This window comes from Phyllobacterium myrsinacearum (genome assembly GCF_002980555.1).
Taxonomy (GTDB): Bacteria; Pseudomonadota; Alphaproteobacteria; order Rhizobiales; family Rhizobiaceae; genus Phyllobacterium; species Phyllobacterium myrsinacearum.
Map to the genome: position 1 here is coordinate 1 of NZ_PVBT01000007.1, position 19,176 is coordinate 19,176.

Here is a 19,176-nt window from a genome sequence, read left to right on the forward strand (position 1 = left end):
CTCCGCTTCTTCCCGCTTGCGCTGGTCCAGCGCCACCTGCGAGATGTCGTTGCTCCAGGTGTCCCGCACACCAGCACCCAGATTGGCGTCAAACCGGCCCATGAACTGACCGGGGCCGTTCATGGCTGCTTTGAGATCAACAAACCCAAATCCGAAATTTGAATCGACACCTTTGTCCCCAACGTCGCGGGCCGTCGTCAGCAGGACGGTGCGTGCCTGTGACGCAGTCATGTAGGGATAGCGGCTCAGCATCACAGCCATAATACCGGCGGCTTCCGCAGAGGCTCCCGAGGTACCGTTGTGATTTGCAAAACCTGCTTCTACGGTACGGTCTTTGGAATTGACAGTGCTTGTCGGTGCGACCATAGAATCCGATATAGTGATACAGAAATACCGGCTCGGGCCACATTTATTCGAATAATCGGCCAACGCATCATTGTCGCCAGCACCCGCCGAAACAGCAAGCCAAGAGTCTTCAAGCGCGGGTTCAAAATAGGGAAGAGCTGCTCCGATGTGGGGCGTTTTCGATGTGAAGTTGCCGTTCGCAACAACGTGAAGTACCCCGGCTTGGGCGGCATCGCGCATTGCTTGAAGCATCTTGCCATCCTTGCCACCAAGATACTGTATGTTCAGGTCCGCCAGAGTGCCGGTGTGGGTACCGCGGTCTTTGGGTCTCGGATAAAGCTGCCATTCCGCCAGGATGACACGGACACCAGCTTTGACGAGCGCACTCATGGATTGGCGGAAGATTTCCGGATCTTTTTCTTTTGCCTCCTTGTAGTTGTTATCAAGGCTACCTTGACTATCCTCATATGTCATTTCTCCCGATCGCGCAGAATAGAGGCTACTGTCGAAAGCCACCCCATGCGTACCATTTCCGTCTCGACGCGCCAAAATAGTGCCCGTCGTTCCCGTACCATGGCCAGGGTCATCAGGTTTACGTATATCTTTGTCCTTTTCGTACCAAATGCCATCGAGGGCAAACGCTTCTCCTGCTGTGTGAATTGGTTTTTTGCCCAACGCACCAATATTGATGTCATATTTACCATCGACGTGGATGTTATTCAGGTTTTGACCGTTGAACTCCGGGTGATCTCCATAAACTTCGCCATCCATCATACCGATTTTGACACCTTGTCCTCGGGCGCCGTAAGCATAGGCGTAGTCGGCGCCCATTATGCCAAGAGCATGTGAGGCGACAAATTCAGGAGTTCGCCACGTCGCCGCCGCCTTCTCCAGATCATCGGTCTTTGATCCATCCGCATTGAAATACTTACCCGGCACCTGTTGCGCATGGGCGTTGGGGCCAGATGCGATGATGATCAACACGGCACAGACGCTGCTCAGGAGATAACTGCGGAATTTAGATAAGCGATTGGAACATGCGGAAACAGCCGCAGCCTTTGCGTGAAAGGACATGAAATATGGTTCCCATTATAATTATTCTTTGAAAAACGAATAAAATATACGGCTGATAAAGGGATAATCGCTCTACGCAGTCAAGCGCTACTTAAGTTGCAAGGTAGCCTGCTGTTTTGGGAACGAAGGCTGCCAAATAGCCAAAAAACAGGCCCCGCGAACGGAGCCTGCCTTGATGCGCGTGAACACGGTTACCGGAACAGCACGACCGCCTGCTGCACGGTCACCCAGACACCCCAGAGGATGGGAATACCCACCGCCGCCCAGGCGAGCGCCGCCTTGGCATCGAGCCCGCCATGGCCGATGCCGAACGAGCCGGTGGCGCCGGCATCCGCCGTCTTGGTCTTGGCCTGCAGCGCGGCAACCTCGGCGTCGGACATGAACCATTTCGATGCAAGCGGGCGGATAAAGAAGTTGGCGATGAAGCCCAGCGCCAGCATGCCCGCAAGAATATACATGGTGCGGTCATAGACCTGATCGCGCGGCACACCCGCATTGATCTGGAACTCGCGGATGTAATTGACCACGACAGGCCCGACGATACCCGCCGTTGCCCAGGCCGTCAGCAGCCGGCCATGGATGGCGCCGACGAACTGCGTTCCGAAAATATCGGCGAGGTAGGCCGGGACCGTGGCAAAGCCGCCGCCATACATGGACAGGATCACGCAGAAAATGGCGACGAACAGCGCCTGGCTGCCCATATGGGCGGCAGTCGGCGCCAGCGCATAGAGCACGATGCCAAGCGCAAAGAAGGTAAAATAGGTGGCCTTGCGGCCGATCCGGTCGGAGAGCGAGGCCCAGAAGAACCGCCCGCCGATGTTGAACAGGGAAATCAGGCCGGCAAAACCAGCCGCAATGGAGGCGATAGCGGTTTTCTGACCGGCATCCAGCTGGGTGAAGCTGACATCAGGCAGGCCAATGAGCTTGCCCGCAAAGATTTCCTGCAGCATGGGCGACGCCATGCCGATCACGCCGATACCGGCGGACACGTTGAGGCAGAGCACCGCCCAGATCAGCCAGAACTGTTTTGTCTTGTGGGCATCGCGCAGATGCACATGCCGCGTCGTGATCATCGCCCTGGCATCGGTCGGTGGTGTCCAGCCTTCCGGACGCCAGCCGGCTGGCGGAATGCGGTAGCCGAACGCCCCGCACATCATGAAGACGAAATAGCCCGCGGCCATGACCAGAAACGTCTGCCAGACGCCGACAGTATCCGGTGACTTGAAATGATTCATCAGAAGGTTGGCCAGCGGCGCGCCGATCATGGCGCCGCCGCCAAAGCCCATGATGGCCATGCCGGTCGCCATGCCGCGCCGGTCGGGAAACCATTTGATCAATGTGGACACCGGAGAGATGTAACCGAGCCCGAGGCCGATGCCGCCGATCACGCCCGCGCCGACCCACATCAGCCAGAGCTGGTGGGTGATGACGCCGATGGCCGCCAATACCATGCCCCCGCACCAGCACAGCGCAGAGACCACGCCAGCCTTGCGCGGCCCGACGCGTTCAAGCCAGCCGCCCCAGATGGCGGCCGAACAGCCAAGAAGCACGAAAAACAGCGTGTAGATCCAGCCGAGATCGCTGACGCGCCAGTCGCAGCTCGTGGTGAAAAGCGCTGTCAGAAGATTGAGATCCGCACAGGCGACCGATTGCTCGACGCCGATGGCGCGCGACAATGGCAGCCAGAACACACTGAACCCGTAGGCCATGCCGATACAAAGGTGAATGGCAAGCGCTGCGGGCGGCACCAGCCACCGGTTGAAACCCGCTTTGGCGACGATGCGCTCCCGGTCGAGAATACCCGGGTTTTCATAAATGCCCGGCCCTGCCCTGTCCGTTGCTGACATGTGAATTCCTCCTCCAAGCCCTCGTGGCGGTCGTTCATGTTTTGGTATTTCAGTTTTTCTGCCGGTACCGGTTCAACCCCGACTGGTTTGTTGTTCCGCTGTTCTCCGGCCTTCCGGGGGCGAGCGGGCAATACACATTGAGCTGGCGAGAACCCAGCCCTCGCAACGATCAAGCCAAGACAGGACCCGGCCTACGGATATGGGACGCGGCCTCGACCACGAGCGGATCAAGGCCATTGTCGTTTTTTTCCAGGATGGCAAAGAGCTGGGTACGCATGCGCGGCTCCCAGAAATTGTTGATATGGCCGGCGACACCCTCCACCGCCTCATCCTTGGGCTGGGTGTGAAAGAAGGTGGCGATCTGGTTGGCCATATAGACCAGCTTGTCGGCGGTCGACTGCCGGTGATTCTCATTATCCATATTGCACCAATCGAACGGTTGGACTTTGCACAAGGGTGGGCGAGGCCGGGTCCGGATTGGATTTTCCGGATGCAGCGGCATCATCGGCTGCGATCGTGACGGCATTTGCCGCGACCGGGATGCGCTCGGGACGCGTGAAGACATCGAATTCATCGCCGCGCACCAGCGCAACAAGGGTCATGCCCGCCGCCTGCGCGGTGCGCACAGCCAAGGCCGTTGGCGCGGATACGGCAATCAGGACGGAAGCGCCGATGATCGCCGCCTTCTGCACCATTTCGATGGAGACGCGGCTGGTGATGACAACGGCGCCCGATGCGCCGCTGATGCCTGTGCGGCAAAGGGCACCGGCAAGCTTGTCGAGGGCGTTGTGGCGGCCGACATCCTCGCGCGCGGCCACGATACCCTGACCGGGTATATAGAACCCGGCCGCATGGACTGCGCCGGTTTCGTTGTGCAGCGGCTGCAGCGGCGACAGCAGCCGCACCGCCTGCGCCAGATCGCCCGGCGTCAGCTGCAGGCGCGTCGCGCCGACTGAAGCCACCGGCTTCAACGCCTGCTCGATGGATTCGATACCGCACAGCCCGCAGCCGACAGGCCCCGCCATGCGGCGGCGGCGGTCGGTGAGTTCCTGTCCGGCCGCACCGGCGAGGCGCAGCTGGATATCGATGCCCTCGCCATGCTCTTCAATGGCTATGTCGCTGATTTCCTCGAGCCGGGCAATAATGCCTTCCGACAGGCTGAAGCCGATGGCGAAATCCTCCATGTCGGCCGGGCTTGCCATCATCACCGCATGGGTGCTGCCATTGTAGCTGAATGCCACGGGTGTTTCCTCGGGCACCATGCGGCTGCCGGTCGCGTAGACATCGCCCTCGCCCTTGCGGCGGCGGGTGATGCGCGGAACCTGCAACCGTGTGGGGCGCCCGGCCATGACTATTCCGCCGCGTCGAGTGTATGGGCGATGCGCCGGCTCTGGCGGGCCTGCTCGTCATACTTGACCTGCCAGTCGCTCGGCCCGTTGGACGCGCCCACCTGCACCGCCGTCACCTTGTATTCCGGGCAATTGGTCGCCCAGTCGGTGAAATCCGTGGTGATGACATTGGCCTGCGTCGTCGGGTGATGGAAGGTCGTGTAGACCACGCCCGGTGAAACCCGGTCGGTAATCAGTGCGCGCAGCGTGGTCTCGCCGGAACGGCTGGTGATCCGCACCCAGTCGCCATCGCGGATGCCGCGCTGTTCGGCATCATGTGAATGAATCTCCAGCCGGTCTTCCTCGTGCCAGACCACATTGTCGGTGCGGCGGGTCTGCGCGCCGACGTTGTATTGCGAGAGAATACGCCCGGTGGTGAGAAGGAGCGGGAATCGCGGTCCGGTCTTTTCGTCGGTTGCCACGTACTCCGTGCGGACGAACTTGCCCTTGCCGCGGGCAAAACTCTCGATGTGCATGATCGGAGTGCCCAATGGCGCCTTTTCATTGCACGGCCACTGAACGGAGCCTTCTTTTTCCAGAAGGTCATAGGACACACCGGCAAAGCTCGGCGTCGTCAGGGCAACTTCATCCATGATCTGCGACGGGTGCGTATAATTCCAGTTGAGACCCATGGTCTGCGCCAGTTTCTGGGTGACCTCCCAGTCGGCAAAACCGTTCTTGGGGCTCATGACCTTGCGCACCCGGTTGATGCGGCGTTCGGCATTGGTGAAGGTGCCGTCCTTTTCGAGGAAGGTCGAGCCCGGCAGGAACACATGTGCGTAGTTGGCGGTCTCGTTGAGGAAGAGGTCGTGGACCACGACGCATTCCATGGCGGCAAGACCGGCAGCCACATGCTTGGTATCGGGGTCGGACTGGAGAATATCCTCACCCTGGATGTAGATGCCCTTGAACGTGCCATCGACGGCTGCATCCAGCATGTTGGGGATACGCAGGCCCGGCTCGTCCTGCAGTTTGACGCCCCACAGCTTGTCGAAGATATCGCGGGTCGCCTCGCCGGAAACATGGCGGTAGCCGGGAAGCTCGTGCGGGAACGAACCCATGTCGCAGGACCCCTGCACATTGTTCTGGCCGCGCAGCGGGTTCACGCCAACGCCCTTGCGGCCGATATTGCCGGTCGCCATGGCGAGGTTGGCAATGGCCATGACCGTTGTCGATCCCTGGCTGTGCTCGGTCACGCCGAGACCATAGTAAATGGCGCCGTTGCCGCCGGTGGCGAACAGCCGGGCGGCTTCGCGCAGCGTCTGTGGCGGCACACCGGTCAGTTGTTCGATCGCTTCGGGGCTGTGTTCGGGTGCGGATACAAAGGCAGCCCAATCCTGGAACTCATCCCAGTCGCAGCGCTCGCGGATGAACTTTTCGTCGAACAGGCCTTCCGTGACAATGACGTGGGACAGCGAGGTGACCACGGCCACATTGGTGCCGGGGCGCAGCGGCAGGTGATAGGACGCTGCCACATGGGGCGAGCGCACGAGATCGATGCGGCGCGGATCGATGACGATGAGCTTGGCGCCCTTGCGCAGACGCTTCTTCAGGCGCGAGGCAAACACCGGATGGCCATCGGTCGGATTGGCACCGATGACGATAACGACATCCGTGTGCTCGACGCTGTCGAAATCCTGCGTGCCGGCCGATGTACCGAATGTCTTGTTCAGGCCGTAACCGGTCGGCGAATGGCAGACGCGGGCGCAGGTGTCGACATTGTTGTTGCCGAAACCGGCACGAACCAGCTTCTGCACGAGGTAGGTCTCCTCGTTGGTGCAGCGCGAGGAGGTGATGCCGCCGATGGAATTGCGGCCATACTGGTACTGGATACGGCGGAATTCATTGGCAACGTGCTTGTAGGCTTCGTCCCAGGAGACTTCGCGCCATGGATCGGAAATCTTCTCGCGGATCATCGGGTTGAGGATGCGATCCTTGTGAGTCGAGTAGCCATAGGCAAACCGGCCCTTGACGCAGGAATGGCCGCGATTGGCCTTGCCATCCTTGTAGGGAACCATGCGCACCAGTTCTTCGCCGCGCATTTCCGCCTTGAACGAGCAACCGACACCGCAATAAGCGCAGGTGGTCACCTTGGAATGTTCCGGCTGGCCGATCTGGATGACCGACTTTTCCGTCAGCGTTGCGGTCGGGCAGGCCTGCACGCAGGCACCGCAGGAAACGCACTCGCTGTCGATGAAATGCTCATGCATCCCAGGCGAAACGCGGCTGGAAAAACCGCGCCCTTCGATGGTCAGCGCAAACGTCCCCTGCACTTCCTCGCAGGCCCGCACGCAACGCGAGCAGACGATGCATTTCGATGGATCATAGGTGAAGTAGGGATTGGATTCGTCCTTGGGCAGCCAACGGTCATTGGCAACGTTGTCCGCCTTGGCGAAGACGTGGTTATCGCCCTGATAGCCGTAGCGCACATCGCGCAGTCCGACCGCACCGGCCATGTCCTGCAGCTCGCAATCGCCATTGGCGGCGCAGGTCAGGCAATCCAGGGGATGATCGGAAATGTAAAGCTCCATCACACCCTTGCGGATATCCTTGAGGCGCTGGGTCTGGGTGTGAACGACAAGACCGTCCATGGCCGGCGTGGTGCAGGAGGCGGGCGTGCCATTGCGCCCTTCGATCTCGATCAGGCAAAGACGGCAGGAACCGAAGGCATCGACCATGTCGGTCGCGCAGAGTTTCGGGACCTTGATACCCGCTTCCATCGAGGCGCGCATGATTGAGGTGCCCTCGGGGACGGTGACCTCGTTGCCATCGATGGTCAGGGTGATCATCTTTTCGGATCGGGAGGCGGGTGTGCCGAAATCGATTTCGTGGATCAGGGACATTTTGGGCTCCTATTCCGCCGCTTCCGCGACGGGCGCAGGACGAAAATCTTCAGGAAAATGCGTCAGCGCGCTCATCACCGGATAGGGCGTGAAACCGCCCAGGGCGCAGAGCGAACCGAACTTCATCGTGTTGCAGAGGTCGGTCAGAACCGCGATCTGCTTTTCCGGCTCGATATTGGCGGCAATGCGATCGACAACCTCGACGCCCCGGGTCGAACCGATGCGGCACGGCGTGCACTTGCCGCAGGATTCGACAGCACAGAACTCCATGGCAAAGCGCGCCTGTTTCAGCATGTCGACGCTGTCATCGAAGACAACGAGCCCGGCATGGCCAATGAGCCCGTCCTTGGCGGCAAAGGCCTCGTAGTCGAAGGGCGTATCAAAAAGTTCGCGCGGGAAATAGGCGCCGAGCGGGCCGCCGATCTGCACCGCCTTGACCGGACGTCCTGTCGCTGTCCCGCCGCCGATATCATCGACGATTTCGCCGAGCGTCAGGCCGAAGGCGGTTTCAAAAAGTCCGCCATACCGAACATTACCGGCAATCTGCAGCGGAATGGTGCCGCGCGAACGGCCCATGCCGAAATCCTTGTAGAACGCCGCGCCCCTGTCGAGAATGACCGGCACGGAGGCAAGCGATATCACATTGTTGATGACCGTCGGCTTGCCGAAAAGCCCTTTATGCGCCGGCAAAGGCGGCTTGGCGCGGACGATGCCGCGACGGCCTTCGAGGCTTTCCAGCAGTGCGGTTTCCTCGCCGCAGACATAAGCGCCCGCGCCGACGCGCACTTCGATGTCGAAAGCATGGGCAGACCCCAGCACCGAAGCGCCGAGCACGCCAGCCTTGCGGGCGACATCAAGCGCCTCATTCATCACGGCAATCGCGTGCGGATATTCGGAGCGGGTATAGATGTAGCCCTTGGTGGCACCGACGGCGATGCTGGCAATGGTCATGCCTTCGATCAGGACGAAGGGGTCGCCTTCCATGATCATGCGATCGGCAAAGGTGCCACTGTCGCCCTCATCGGCGTTGCAGACGATGTATTTACGTTCGCCTGCCGTATCGAGGACCGTCTTCCATTTGATGCCGGTGGGGAAACCGGCACCGCCGCGTCCGCGCAGGCCGGATTCGGTTACCTGAGTGACGATTTCGAGCGGCGAAAGGGCAAGGGCCTTCTCCAGCCCCTTCAAGCCATCATGGGCGCGGTAATCATCGAGCGAGACAGGATCGGTTATGCCGCAGCGGGCAAAGGTCAGGCGGGTCTGTTTTGCCAGAAATGGCAATTGTTCGGTCGGGCCGAGCCAGAGTGGGTGAGTCCGGCCTTCATTCATGCCGGCGTCGAGAAGCGAAGCCAGGTCAGACGGTTTGACCGGACCGTAAGCCACACGGCCGGACGGTGTTTCCACCTCGACCATCGGTTCGAGCCAATACAGGCCGCGCGACCCGTTGCGAACAATGCGCGCATCGAGATTGCGGGCGACAATCTCGTCCTGCAGCGTCCGGGCAACCTTTTCGGCGCCGAGGGCAAGCGCGCCGGAATCGCGCGGGACAAAGAATGTGACCGTCATAGCCGCACTCCCGTCGCTATCTCTTCCAGCTTCTCATCGTCCAGGCGGCCAATGACCTCGCCGTCCAGCATGGCGGCGGGTGCACAGGCGCAAAGCCCGAGGCAATAGACCGGTTCGAGCGTTACCGCGCCGTCGGCGGTGGTTCCGTGCCAGTCAATGCGGAGCAGTTCGCGGGCTTTTCGGGCCATGGCATCGCCACCCATCGATTGACAGGCTTCCGCACGGCACAGTTTCAGCACATGGCGGCCGGCCGGATGGTCGCGGTAATCGTGATAGAACGTGACCACACCATGCACCTCGGCGCGCGATATGTTCAGCGCCTGGGCAATCAGCGGCAAGGTCTCCTGCGGCACATAACCGAACTCCCCCTGCAACTCGTGCAGAATCGGAAGGAGCGGACCTTCTTGACCCTTCAGTTGATTGATAATGCCTATCGCTCTCCCAGCGATATCGGTACTTGCGGTCTGCATTTCGTGCAGCGCCCTCCCTAAATGCTCCTCGTAGCTTAGAACAGATCAAAAGCGGCACAACAAATCAATATACCAGTCCCGTTGATCGATAGAAGATTTCTATCAAACCATATTCAGGTCGATGGCAAGCGCCCGGGCCTCATGCAGCAGCGCGGAGACCAGCGGCGTATGGGGTTCGCGGTCGGCCGCGACCAGTCCAACGAGGTGACGGGCGTCGGGCTCGACAATGGGAATGGAACGGATCGGCTCGGAAAAACCCAGCGTTTCCGCAAGGTTGAGCGGCATGATGCTCGCCCACTTGCCCGTGCGTATGTGCGAAAACAGCACAATCATCGAATTGGATTCCAGCGTCGGATGCACATCGACCCCCGCTTCGTGCAGATGCTTGTTGATGATCCGGCGGTTCTGCATGTCCTGGGTGAGCAGGCAGAGCGGCAACTGACCGACCTCCGCCCAGGTCACAAATTCGCGATCTGAGTACGTGCTGCCGGTCGAGGTGATCAACTGGTAGCGTTCCGAATAGAGCGGAACCGACGTCACCCGCCCGAGCGGCTCGTTGTCGAGATAGCTGATTCCCGCATCGATCTCGAAATTGCTGAGCAGCGTCAGCACTTCCAGCGAGGTGCGCGAGGTCACCGAAAAGGTCACACCGGGGTGTTTTTCGCGAAACGGTGTCGTCAAGCGCGAAACCATGGCAAGCGCGGTGGGAATTGCCGCTATTTTCACGTGCCCGGACAGGCCATAGCGGGCGGCGCGGATTTCCTCACGCATCGTCCGGGTATCACCGACAATCCGCCGCGCCCATTCGAGCACCCGCTGACCCTCGGGCGTCAATCCCTTGTAACGTGAGCCGCGCTGAACGAGAACCACGCCCAGTGTGTCTTCAAGCTGGCGGATCGCGGCCGACAGGGTGGGCTGCGTGACACCGCATTCCTCCGCCGCGCGGCCGAAATGCTGGTTGCGCACCAGAGCGATAAAAAATTCCAGCTTGTCGATCATCGAAATCCGTCCTCCCGCAAGACTCTATCGATGATTGCCCTCCGACAGCAAGAGCAGTACCCAATTCAGACGGTAAGGAACTTGCGCACTTCCAGCTTGTCAAGGCTCGCCGCGTCGCCGGAATGGACGATCTCGCCGCGATCCATGATGTAGACGTGGTCTGCCAGCTCGCGGCAGAAATCGAGATACTGTTCGACGAGCAGGATGGCCAGCCCGGTCTGGTCGCGCAGAAACCGGATGGCGCGGCCGATATCCTTGATGATCGACGGCTGGATGCCTTCCGTCGGTTCGTCCAGAACAAGCAGCCGCGGGCGCGTCACCAGCGCACGGCCGATGGCGAGCTGCTGCTGCTGGCCGCCGGACAGATCGCCGCCGCGCCGGCCCAGCATGGTCTTGAGCACGGGGAAAAGTTCGAAGACCTCGGGCGGTACATTGCGGTTGCCGCGTTTGGCGGCGGCAAAACCCGTCGCCAGATTTTCGCGCACGGTGAGCAGCGGAAAAATTTCGCGCCCCTGCGGTACGAAAGCAATACCGGCTCGTGCCCGGTCATAGGGCGGCTTCTTGCCGAGCGGAGCACCATCGAAGCTGATCGACCCCGACGATAGCGGGTGCTGGCCGACAATTGCCCGGAGCATGCTTGTCTTGCCGACGCCATTGCGGCCAAGGACGCAGGTGATGGATTGCGGCTTCACCTCGAGCGATATGCCGCGCAATGCTTGCGCGGCGCCATAGTGAAGCGAGGCATTTTCAACCGTGAGCATCAGAAGGTTCCTTCCCATTGATGTGCCATGCACCGCCTCATCGCCCGAGATAGACCTCGATAACGCGCTGGTCGTTGCTGACGTGATCAAGCGAGCCTTCAGCCAGCACCGAGCCCTCATGCAGGCAGGTCACCTTCACGCCGAGCTCGCGCACGAAATGCATGTCATGCTCCACCACGATCACCGAGCGGGTGCGGGCGATATCGCGCAGCAGTTTTGCCGTCTCCGCGGTTTCCGCATCGGTCATCCCGGCAACAGGCTCATCCACCAGCAGCAGTTTCGGGTCCTGCGCGAGCAGCATGCCGATCTCCAGCCATTGCTTCTGGCCGTGCGACAGATTGGCCGCCAGCCAGTGGCGCCTATCAAACAGCCGGATCGTGTAGAGGATTTCGTCGATGCGGTCGGCTTCATCCTGGCTCTGGCGGTGGAACAGCGCTGACAGGGCCGAGCGCGGCCCCGACAGTGCCAGCACAAGATTGTCTTCCACCGTATGGCTTTCGAAAACCGTCGGCTTCTGGAACTTGCGGCCGATGCCAAGCATGGCGATTGCCGCTTCGTCATGCCCGGTCAGGTCGACCGTGCCGTTGAAATAGACCTCGCCGCTGTCCGGCCTGGTCTTGCCGGTGATGATATCCATCATTGTGGTCTTGCCTGCGCCATTCGGGCCGATGATCGCGCGCATCTCGCCCAACTGGAGCACGAGCGAAAGATTGTTGATGGCGCGAAATCCATCAAAGGAAACCGAAACGCCGTCGAGATAAAGCAATGTGTCCTTGGCCTTCATGGGCTACTCCGCAGCCTGGGGTTCGGGTACCGGGGCAAGCTTGCCGCCCTGTTTCACCACCGGCGGCAGCACTTCGTCGTCCTTGCGCGCCGCATGGCTGGCGCTCCGGTTCGTCCACGAGCCGTAAAGTCCCAGAATGCCCCTGGGCAGGAACAGCGTGACGAGGATGAACAGCGCGCCGAGGGCAAACAGCCAAATCTCCGGAAAGGCGGCGGTAAAGTAGGTCTTGCCGAAATTGACCAGTATCGCGCCGATAATCGGACCGATGATCGTGCCGCGCCCGCCGACCGCCACCCAGATGACCGCTTCGATGGAATTGGCGGGTTCGAACTCGGACGGGTTGATAATGCCCACCTGCGGTACATAGAGCGCCCCGGCAATGCCCGCCATCATGGCGGAGACCGTCCACACGAACAGCTTGTACCGGTCGACACGATAGCCAAGAAAGCGCATGCGGCTTTCCGCATCGCGCACGCCGACCAGCACCTTGCCGAGCTTTGAGCGGATGATGAAACTGGAAACGAGAACCGCGAGGGCCAGAAACAGGGCGGTTGCGGCGAACAGCGCCGAGCGGGTCGCCCCCGCCTGCACGTTGAAGCCCAGAATGTCCTTGAAATCCGTGAGGCCATTATTGCCGCCAAAACCCATGTCGTTGCGGAAGAAGGCGAGCAGCAAGGCATAGGTCAGGGCCTGGGTGATGATGGAGAGGTAGACGCCCGTGACGCGCGAACGGAAGGCCAGCCAGCCGAAGCCGAAGGCCAGCGCACCGGGAACCAGCACGACCATCAGCGCCGCGAACCAGAAATTGTCGAAACCGTACCAGAACCATGGCAGTTCCTTCCAGTTGAGGAACACCATGAAATCCGGCAGGACCGGATCGGCATAGACGCCGCGTGGGCCGATCTGGCGCATCAGATACATGCCCATGGCGTAGCCGCCAAGCGCAAAGAACGCCCCGTGGCCGAGCGAAAGAATGCCGCAAAAACCCCAGACCAGGTCGAGCGCCACGGCGAGCAGCGCATAGGTCAGGTATTTGCCGAACAGCGAAACCAGATAGGTCGGGATATGCAGCGGCGAGGTGTCCGGCATCAGCAGATTGAGGACCGGCACCAGACAGGCAACCGCCAGGAGAAGGAAGATCGCAATCCGGCTGCGCCGGTCGCCATGCCTGAAAAACCATTGGGTGATCATGCCTCGATGGCCCTTCCCTTGAGTGCGAAGAGACCGCGCGGACGCTTCTGGATGAACAGAATGATAAGGACCAGCACCAGAATCTTGCCAAGGACGGCCCCGGCAAAGGGCTCGAGGAACTTGTTGGCAATGCCGAGCGACATGGCCCCGACCAGCGTTCCCCAGAGATTGCCGACACCGCCGAAGACCACCACCATGAAACTGTCGATGATATAGCCTTGGCCGAGATTGGGACTGACATTGGCGATCTGGCTGAGCGCAACGCCGGCGATCCCCGCGATGCCGGAACCAAGACCGAAGGTAAGCGCGTCGACCCATGGCGTGCGGATGCCCATGGACGATGCCATGCGCCGGTTCTGCGTGACGGCCCGCATGCGCAGGCCGAGCATGGTTTTCTTCAGCACGAGCTGCAGCACGGCAAAGACCGACAGGGCAAAGACGATGATCCAGAGGCGCGACCATGTCAGCGTCAGCATGCCGGCATCGAAGGAGCCCGACATCCATGACGGGCTGCCCACCTGAACATTCGAGGCACCGAACCACGAGCGCGTCGCCTGCTGCAGCACCAGTGATATGCCCCAGGTGGCGAGCAAAGTCTCCAGCGGCCGGCCATAGAGAAAGCGGATGATCCCGCGCTCAATGACGACGCCGATGGCGCCGGAGACGAGAAAGGCGGCAGGCAGGGCCAGCAGAAGTGAATATTCCGACAGCCCCGGCATGGATGTGCGGATGATCTGCTGCACCACGAAGGTTGTGTAGGCGCCGATCATCACCATTTCGCCATGGGCCATGTTGATGACCCCCATGACGCCGAATGTGATCGCAAGACCGATGGCTGCAAGCAGCAGGACGGAACCAAGCGAGAGGCCGTAAATGACGTTCTGGATGCCGTTCCAGATTTCGAGTTCTGCGTTGATGCTGGATATCGCCGCGCTGGCGGCCTGACCGACCGGCCCCTCGACACCGGCGAGCGGGGTCAGCAGACCAAGCGCCTCACGGCCGTTGCCGGACTTGATTTCAGCGATGGCTGCGATCTTCATATCGTCCGGCGCGCTGGAATTGAGAACGGCGGCGGCCTTGGCCCGCTGCATCAGCAGTTTGATCCCCGCATCCTTCTCGGACGACAAAGCCTGGTCCAGCAGCGCGATGGAGTCGGGATCGCGGTTCTTCAGGATTGCTTCGGCAGCCGACCGGCGCTCCGCCGCATCGCCGCTCATCAATGTCAGGCCGCCGATGGCAGCAGCGATATCGCGGCGCAGCCGGTTGTTGACCTTGATCTTCTCGGCCGTATTGCGCGGAACGGGAGGCAGTTTTGCACCGCTCAGCGGATCGGTTGCCGCATAGTCCGAACCGTCGCGCATACCAATAAACACCGATCTGTCGGCCTTCGAGACATAGAGATCGCCTGCACTCAATGCGTTGAGAATGGCAGCGGCGCGCGGCGCGGCGCTTTTGGCGAGCCCGGAAACAGCCGTGCTCGTCTCGTCGAAATTATCACCGGCCAGCGCCTGCACCAGCGATGTGAGTTTGGCGTCGTCCATGCCTTGCGCACCGGCGACGGCAGGAAACAGGCAAAACCCGAATATCGCGATGATGGACAGGAAGCGGCTCAATGACATTCGACAATCCCACATTTGAAATTCCTGGGAGGAGCTCCATCCCCGCCATGAGACGGGGATGGAGTTGGCTTCGGCGTTGTCGCCCCCGACCCGAAGCCGGAGCCTGATTTTAATGCTTAGTTCGTCTTGGTCGCGCCGCCGCACTTGCCGGTGACAACGTTGAAATTGCCGCACGACAGCGGCTTGCGCCAATCGGAAATCAGGTCCTTCGAACCCGGCAGATAGTCCGACCATTCATCGCCGACGACGAGGCCCGGCGTCCTGTAGACGATGTCGAACTGGCCATCGGCCTGCACTTCGCCGATGAGGACCGGCTTGGTGATGTGATGGTTCGGCATCATCGCCGCGTAACCGCCGGAGAGGTTCGGGACAGAGACGCCGACGATCGAATCGATGACGGCATCCGATTTGGTGGTGCCAGCGGCTTCGACGGCCTTCACCCACATGTTGAAACCGATGAATGTTGCTTCCATCGGATCGTTGGTCACCCGCTTGTCGTTCTTGATATAGGCATGCCATTTCTTGATGAACTCGGCATTGGCATCGGAATCGACGGATTCGAAGTAGTTCCAGGCGGCGAGATGGCCAACCAGCGGCTTGGTGTCGAGACCCGCCAGTTCTTCCTCGCCCACCGAGAAGGCAACAACCGGAATGTCTTCGGCCTTGATGCCCTGGTTGGCGAGTTCCTTGTAGAACGGCACATTGGCATCGCCGTTGATGGTGGAGACCACTGCGGTCTTCTTGCCGGCGGAGCCGAACTTCTTGATGTCGGACACAATCGTCTGCCAGTCGGAATGACCGAACGGTGTGTAGTTGATCATGATGTCCTCATCCTTCACGCCCTTGGCGTTGAGGTAGGCTTTCAGGATCTTGTTGGTGGTCTGCGGATAGACGTAGTCCGTACCGGCGAGAACCCAGCGCTCCACGCCTTCCTGCTTGGCGAGATAATCAACGGCGGGAATGGCCTGCTGGTTCGGCGCGGCACCCGTATAGAAGACGTTGCGCGAGCTTTCCTCGCCTTCATACTGAACGGGGTAGAACAGCAGCGAGTTCAATTCTTCGAAAACCGGAAGCACGGATTTGCGTGACGACGATGTCCAGCAGCCGAAAACCGCCGCGACCTTGTCCTGTTCGATCAACTGACGGGCTTTTTCCGCAAACAGCGGCCAATCCGATGCCGGATCGACAACAACGGCCTCGAGCTTCTTGCCGAGAACCCCGCCTTTCTTGTTCTGCTCGTCAATGAGGAACAGCATCGTGTCCTTGAGCGTGGTTTCGGAAATCGCCATCGTACCGGACAACGAATGCAGAATACCGACCTTGATCGTATCCTCCGCCGCTTTGGCCGGCGCAAGGGCCAGCGTCGCTCCCATTGCGGCGGCGGCGAAGGTTCCAATGAATCTGGCTGTCAGACTGAACATTCAGGTAAACCCCTCTTTGTGGTTGTTTGTACCGAGGGAATACAATGCAACGACCGTGCCAACCGGAGAGCACCGCGCAATACAATCGTAAAATCTTGGGTTTTGGCCGCGGATTACGGCGTTTGCACTGGGCACCGATGAAGCAGTGACTGCCTTGGCGGCGGGAGAATGCCTATATTATTATCAATTAGTCTTATATGCCTATTTATGGAGCAACACCCTGCAATTTGCGGCTCCGATCAATCGGCTTTGATGTGGCATTGGACTTGGTTTGATGTATGGTGCTGCCACCAATCACATTCTCGAGGAAAGAAAATGGATATCCGTCAGATTGACGAAGGCTTCGCCGTGACCGGGCAGATTTCACCGGACGATGTACGCGATATTGCTGCGGCAGGCTATCACACCCTGATCTGCAACCGCCCCGATGGCGAATCGCCGGATCAGCCGGAATTTGCCGAAATCGCCAAGGTTGCCGAAAAGGCAGGCATCCCGATTTACTACGTTCCGGTTGTCTCGGGCCAGCTGACCCAGGACGATGTCGACGCAATGGCCGCCGCGCTGGAAGAAGCGGATGGGCCGGTGCTGGCCTATTGCCGCTCCGGTGCCCGCTCGACCAATATTTACGGCATTGTTCAGCAGCAGAAAGGCTGACCATGCAAGAACGGCTGCGGCCCCCGCAGCCGTCTTACCCCCCCCCAAGCGTATAGACAACAGAGCTGACCTTCCCATGAGCCGTATTGCCGATCTGAACAGCGACGATTTCGCCGCCCTGCGCCAAAAGATTTTGACTGAATACGAGGCCTTTCGCGCCCGCGGGCTGAAAATCGACATGACCCGCGGCAAACCCAGCCCGGAGCAATTGGCGCTCGCCAACGGCATGCTGACCCTGCCCGGCAATGGCGACCATTTCAGCGAGGCCGGTGAAGACGCCCGCAACTACGGCAATCTGCAGGGATTGGCGGAGGTGCGCACGTTGTTCGCGCCGACGCTCGGCACATCGCCTGACCGGATCGTTGTCGGCGACAATTCCAGCCTGGCACTGATGCACGACTGTCTGCTCTGGGCCTGGGTCAAGGGCGTTCCCGGCGGCACCGAACCATGGCAGAAGGCGGAAGCCCCGGCTTTCATCTGCCCGGTGCCCGGCTATGACCGGCATTTCTCCATTCTGGAGGAATACGGCATCCGCATGCTTCCCGTACCGCTCAAGGGTGATGGACCCGATATGGACATGGTCGAGCAACTCGCGGCCGATCCAAACGTCAAGGGCATGTGGTGCGTGCCGAAATACTCCAACCCGTCGGGCGAGACCTATTCCGACGCGGTGATCGAACGCCTTGCCGCGATGAAAACCGGCGCTCCGGATTTCCGCCTGTTCTGGGACAATGCCTATGCGGTGCATCATCTCACCGGGACCGAGCACCAGATCCCCGATATTCTCGACCTGTGCGAGAAGGCCGGACATCCCGACCGGGCCTTTGTCTTCGCCTCCACCTCGAAAGTGACGCTGGCCGGTGCCGGCCTTGCCTTCTTCGCCTCGTCACCTGCCAATGTGCGCTGGTATCTTGCCAGTGCCAGCAAGCGGACCATCGGACCGGACAAGCTGAACCAGCTGCGTCACGTGCGGTTTCTCAAGAACGAGGACGGCATACGCAAGCACATGGCGGCCCACCGCGCCCTGATCGCGCCGAAATTCGACATGGTCAATGATGCCCTGGAAAAGCGCCTCGCCGGTACGGGCGTCGCCGAGTGGTCGAAGCCGCAGGGCGGCTATTTCATCTGCGTCGATGCGATGGAAGGCACTGCCAAGCATGTGGTCGAACTGGCCAAACAGGCCGGTGTCATCCTGACGCCAGCCGGATCGACCTCACCGCACGGCAAGGACCCGCACGACCGCACATTGCGGCTGGCACCGACATTCCCTTCCCTGCAGGAAGTGGCACTGGCGTCTGAAGGTATTGCGCTGTGCATTCTGCTGGCGGCACTGGAAAAACTGCATTCGGACAGGAATGGCTCTAAAGCGGTATGACCAGACCATCACGGCCGATGGTCAATGGGCCATCCCACTTGCCATGCAGGGCTTCCAGCCAGTCGGCTTCGCCGAATTGCGGATCGTCGGCAGGAATGAGGTGGTGCAGCACGAGGTGCTTCACTTCGGCTGCCACCGCGATCCGCGCGGCATCTTCAACCAGCGTGTGGCTGGCGAGAAGATGGTCTTTCAGGCGTGCGCCGTTGCCCGTCCGCGCGACGAGACGGTCCACGCCTTCCGCCAGCATCGCTTCATGCACGAGGATATCACTGCCCCGGGCAAAACCGGCCAGCGGCGGGAAATAGGCCGTATCGGCCGAAAAGACGATGGATTTGCCTGACGCTTCGATCTTGAGCGCAAAGCAATCGACAACCGGCGGATGATCGACACGCAAGGCGGTGATCGTCAGTTCCGCGTCCCGATGGACCAAACCATCGGCATAAACCTTCAGCTCGACAAGGTCGCGCAGATCGGGGCGGCCCTCGTCCTCGATGCGCAGATCGATATCGTAACGCATGGATTGCAGGAAACCTGACCAGTAGTCTTCAATTCCGGCCGGACCATAGACCGTGACCTTGCGGGCAAGGCCAGATGTCCAGGCTGTATGCATGAGCGGGCCGAGTTCGAGCACATGGTCGGAATGCAGGTGCGTGATCAGGATCATATCCAGATCCTTGAGCGGCACATCGGCATTGACCAGCGCGCGGGCGACGCCAAGACCGCAGTCGATGACGATCCGCCGTCCTGATATGTCCAGCAGCGTCGATGTCGGCGATGGGCCGCCCGGACGGATTGCCGGGCCACCCTTGGTTCCAAGCAGGACGAGCCTGTCGGTCATT

At 60.4% G+C, this 19,176-nt stretch carries 16 protein-coding genes; 2 read left to right on the forward strand and 14 right to left on the reverse strand.

Annotated elements, in window-relative coordinates; all coding sequences use genetic code 11:
* From C5750_RS26400 to urtA, 13 genes are all read right to left on the reverse strand, one after another.
* Positions 1-1,419: S8 family peptidase (locus C5750_RS26400; RefSeq protein ID WP_146118189.1), on the reverse strand; the 1,419-nt coding region annotated here is incomplete at its 3' end.
* A 191-nt stretch (positions 1,420-1,610) separates the two neighbouring features.
* Entirely contained in the window at positions 1,611-3,266 is a 1,656-nt protein-coding gene (locus tag C5750_RS20350) for an OFA family MFS transporter (RefSeq protein ID WP_105736180.1), read from the reverse strand.
* A gap of 169 nt (positions 3,267-3,435) precedes the next feature.
* The gene (locus C5750_RS20355) at positions 3,436-3,687 is read right to left on the reverse strand and encodes a formate dehydrogenase subunit delta (protein ID WP_105736182.1); all 252 of its coding nucleotides are present in this window, start codon (positions 3,685-3,687) and stop codon (positions 3,436-3,438) included.
* Positions 3,680-4,615, reverse strand: coding sequence for a formate dehydrogenase accessory sulfurtransferase FdhD (gene fdhD / locus C5750_RS20360; protein WP_105736184.1), 936 nt, complete (start codon positions 4,613-4,615; stop codon positions 3,680-3,682). Before fdhD ends, C5750_RS20355 begins: the two co-directional genes overlap by 8 nt.
* Before the next feature lie 2 nt (positions 4,616-4,617).
* Positions 4,618-7,497, reverse strand: coding sequence for a formate dehydrogenase subunit alpha (gene fdhF / locus C5750_RS20365; protein ID WP_105736186.1), 2,880 nt, complete (start codon positions 7,495-7,497; stop codon positions 4,618-4,620).
* Between the two features lie 9 nt (positions 7,498-7,506).
* On the reverse strand, positions 7,507-9,063 hold the full coding sequence (locus C5750_RS20370; RefSeq protein ID WP_105736188.1) for a formate dehydrogenase beta subunit: 1,557 nt from the start codon (positions 9,061-9,063) through the stop codon (positions 7,507-7,509).
* A complete protein-coding gene (locus C5750_RS20375) occupies positions 9,060-9,533 on the reverse strand; it encodes a formate dehydrogenase subunit gamma (RefSeq protein WP_105736190.1) in 474 nt (157 codons plus the stop codon). The genes C5750_RS20370 and C5750_RS20375 overlap by 4 nt, the downstream gene beginning before the upstream one ends.
* Positions 9,534-9,635: 102 nt before the next feature.
* A complete protein-coding gene (locus C5750_RS20380) occupies positions 9,636-10,532 on the reverse strand; it encodes a LysR family transcriptional regulator (protein ID WP_105736192.1) in 897 nt (298 codons plus the stop codon).
* A 65-nt stretch (positions 10,533-10,597) separates the two neighbouring features.
* Positions 10,598-11,293: an urea ABC transporter ATP-binding subunit UrtE gene (urtE, locus tag C5750_RS20385; protein ID WP_105736194.1), complete on the reverse strand. Its 696-nt coding sequence runs from the start codon at positions 11,291-11,293 to the stop codon at positions 10,598-10,600.
* 37 nt (positions 11,294-11,330) lie between these two features.
* Positions 11,331-12,077 (reverse strand): urea ABC transporter ATP-binding protein UrtD, encoded by a 747-nt coding sequence (gene urtD / locus C5750_RS20390; protein WP_105736196.1) that lies wholly within the window; start codon positions 12,075-12,077, stop codon positions 11,331-11,333.
* A gap of 3 nt (positions 12,078-12,080) precedes the next feature.
* Positions 12,081-13,268, reverse strand: coding sequence for an urea ABC transporter permease subunit UrtC (gene urtC / locus C5750_RS20395; protein ID WP_105736198.1), 1,188 nt, complete (start codon positions 13,266-13,268; stop codon positions 12,081-12,083).
* The gene (gene urtB / locus C5750_RS20400) at positions 13,265-14,887 is read right to left on the reverse strand and encodes an urea ABC transporter permease subunit UrtB (protein WP_105736200.1); all 1,623 of its coding nucleotides are present in this window, start codon (positions 14,885-14,887) and stop codon (positions 13,265-13,267) included. The genes urtC and urtB overlap by 4 nt, the downstream gene beginning before the upstream one ends.
* 116 nt (positions 14,888-15,003) lie before the next feature.
* Positions 15,004-16,308, reverse strand: a complete 1,305-nt coding sequence (gene urtA, locus C5750_RS20405; protein ID WP_105736201.1) for an urea ABC transporter substrate-binding protein — start codon at positions 16,306-16,308, stop codon at positions 15,004-15,006.
* Positions 16,309-16,623: 315 nt separating this feature from the next.
* Here urtA and C5750_RS20410 point away from each other — a divergent pair, with 315 nt between their 5' ends.
* Both C5750_RS20410 and C5750_RS20415 read left to right on the forward strand, forming a co-directional pair.
* Entirely contained in the window at positions 16,624-16,962 is a 339-nt protein-coding gene (locus tag C5750_RS20410; RefSeq protein ID WP_105736203.1) for a protein tyrosine phosphatase family protein, read from the forward strand.
* A gap of 76 nt (positions 16,963-17,038) precedes the next feature.
* Positions 17,039-18,337, forward strand: coding sequence for an aspartate aminotransferase type Ic (locus C5750_RS20415; protein ID WP_105736205.1), 1,299 nt, complete (start codon positions 17,039-17,041; stop codon positions 18,335-18,337).
* On the opposite strand, the gene C5750_RS20420 is transcribed toward C5750_RS20415, so the two are convergent.
* Positions 18,324-19,175, reverse strand: a complete 852-nt coding sequence (locus tag C5750_RS20420) for an MBL fold metallo-hydrolase (RefSeq protein WP_105736207.1) — start codon at positions 19,173-19,175, stop codon at positions 18,324-18,326. The genes C5750_RS20415 and C5750_RS20420 overlap by 14 nt on opposite strands.
* Between the last annotated feature and the right edge of the window lies 1 nt (position 19,176).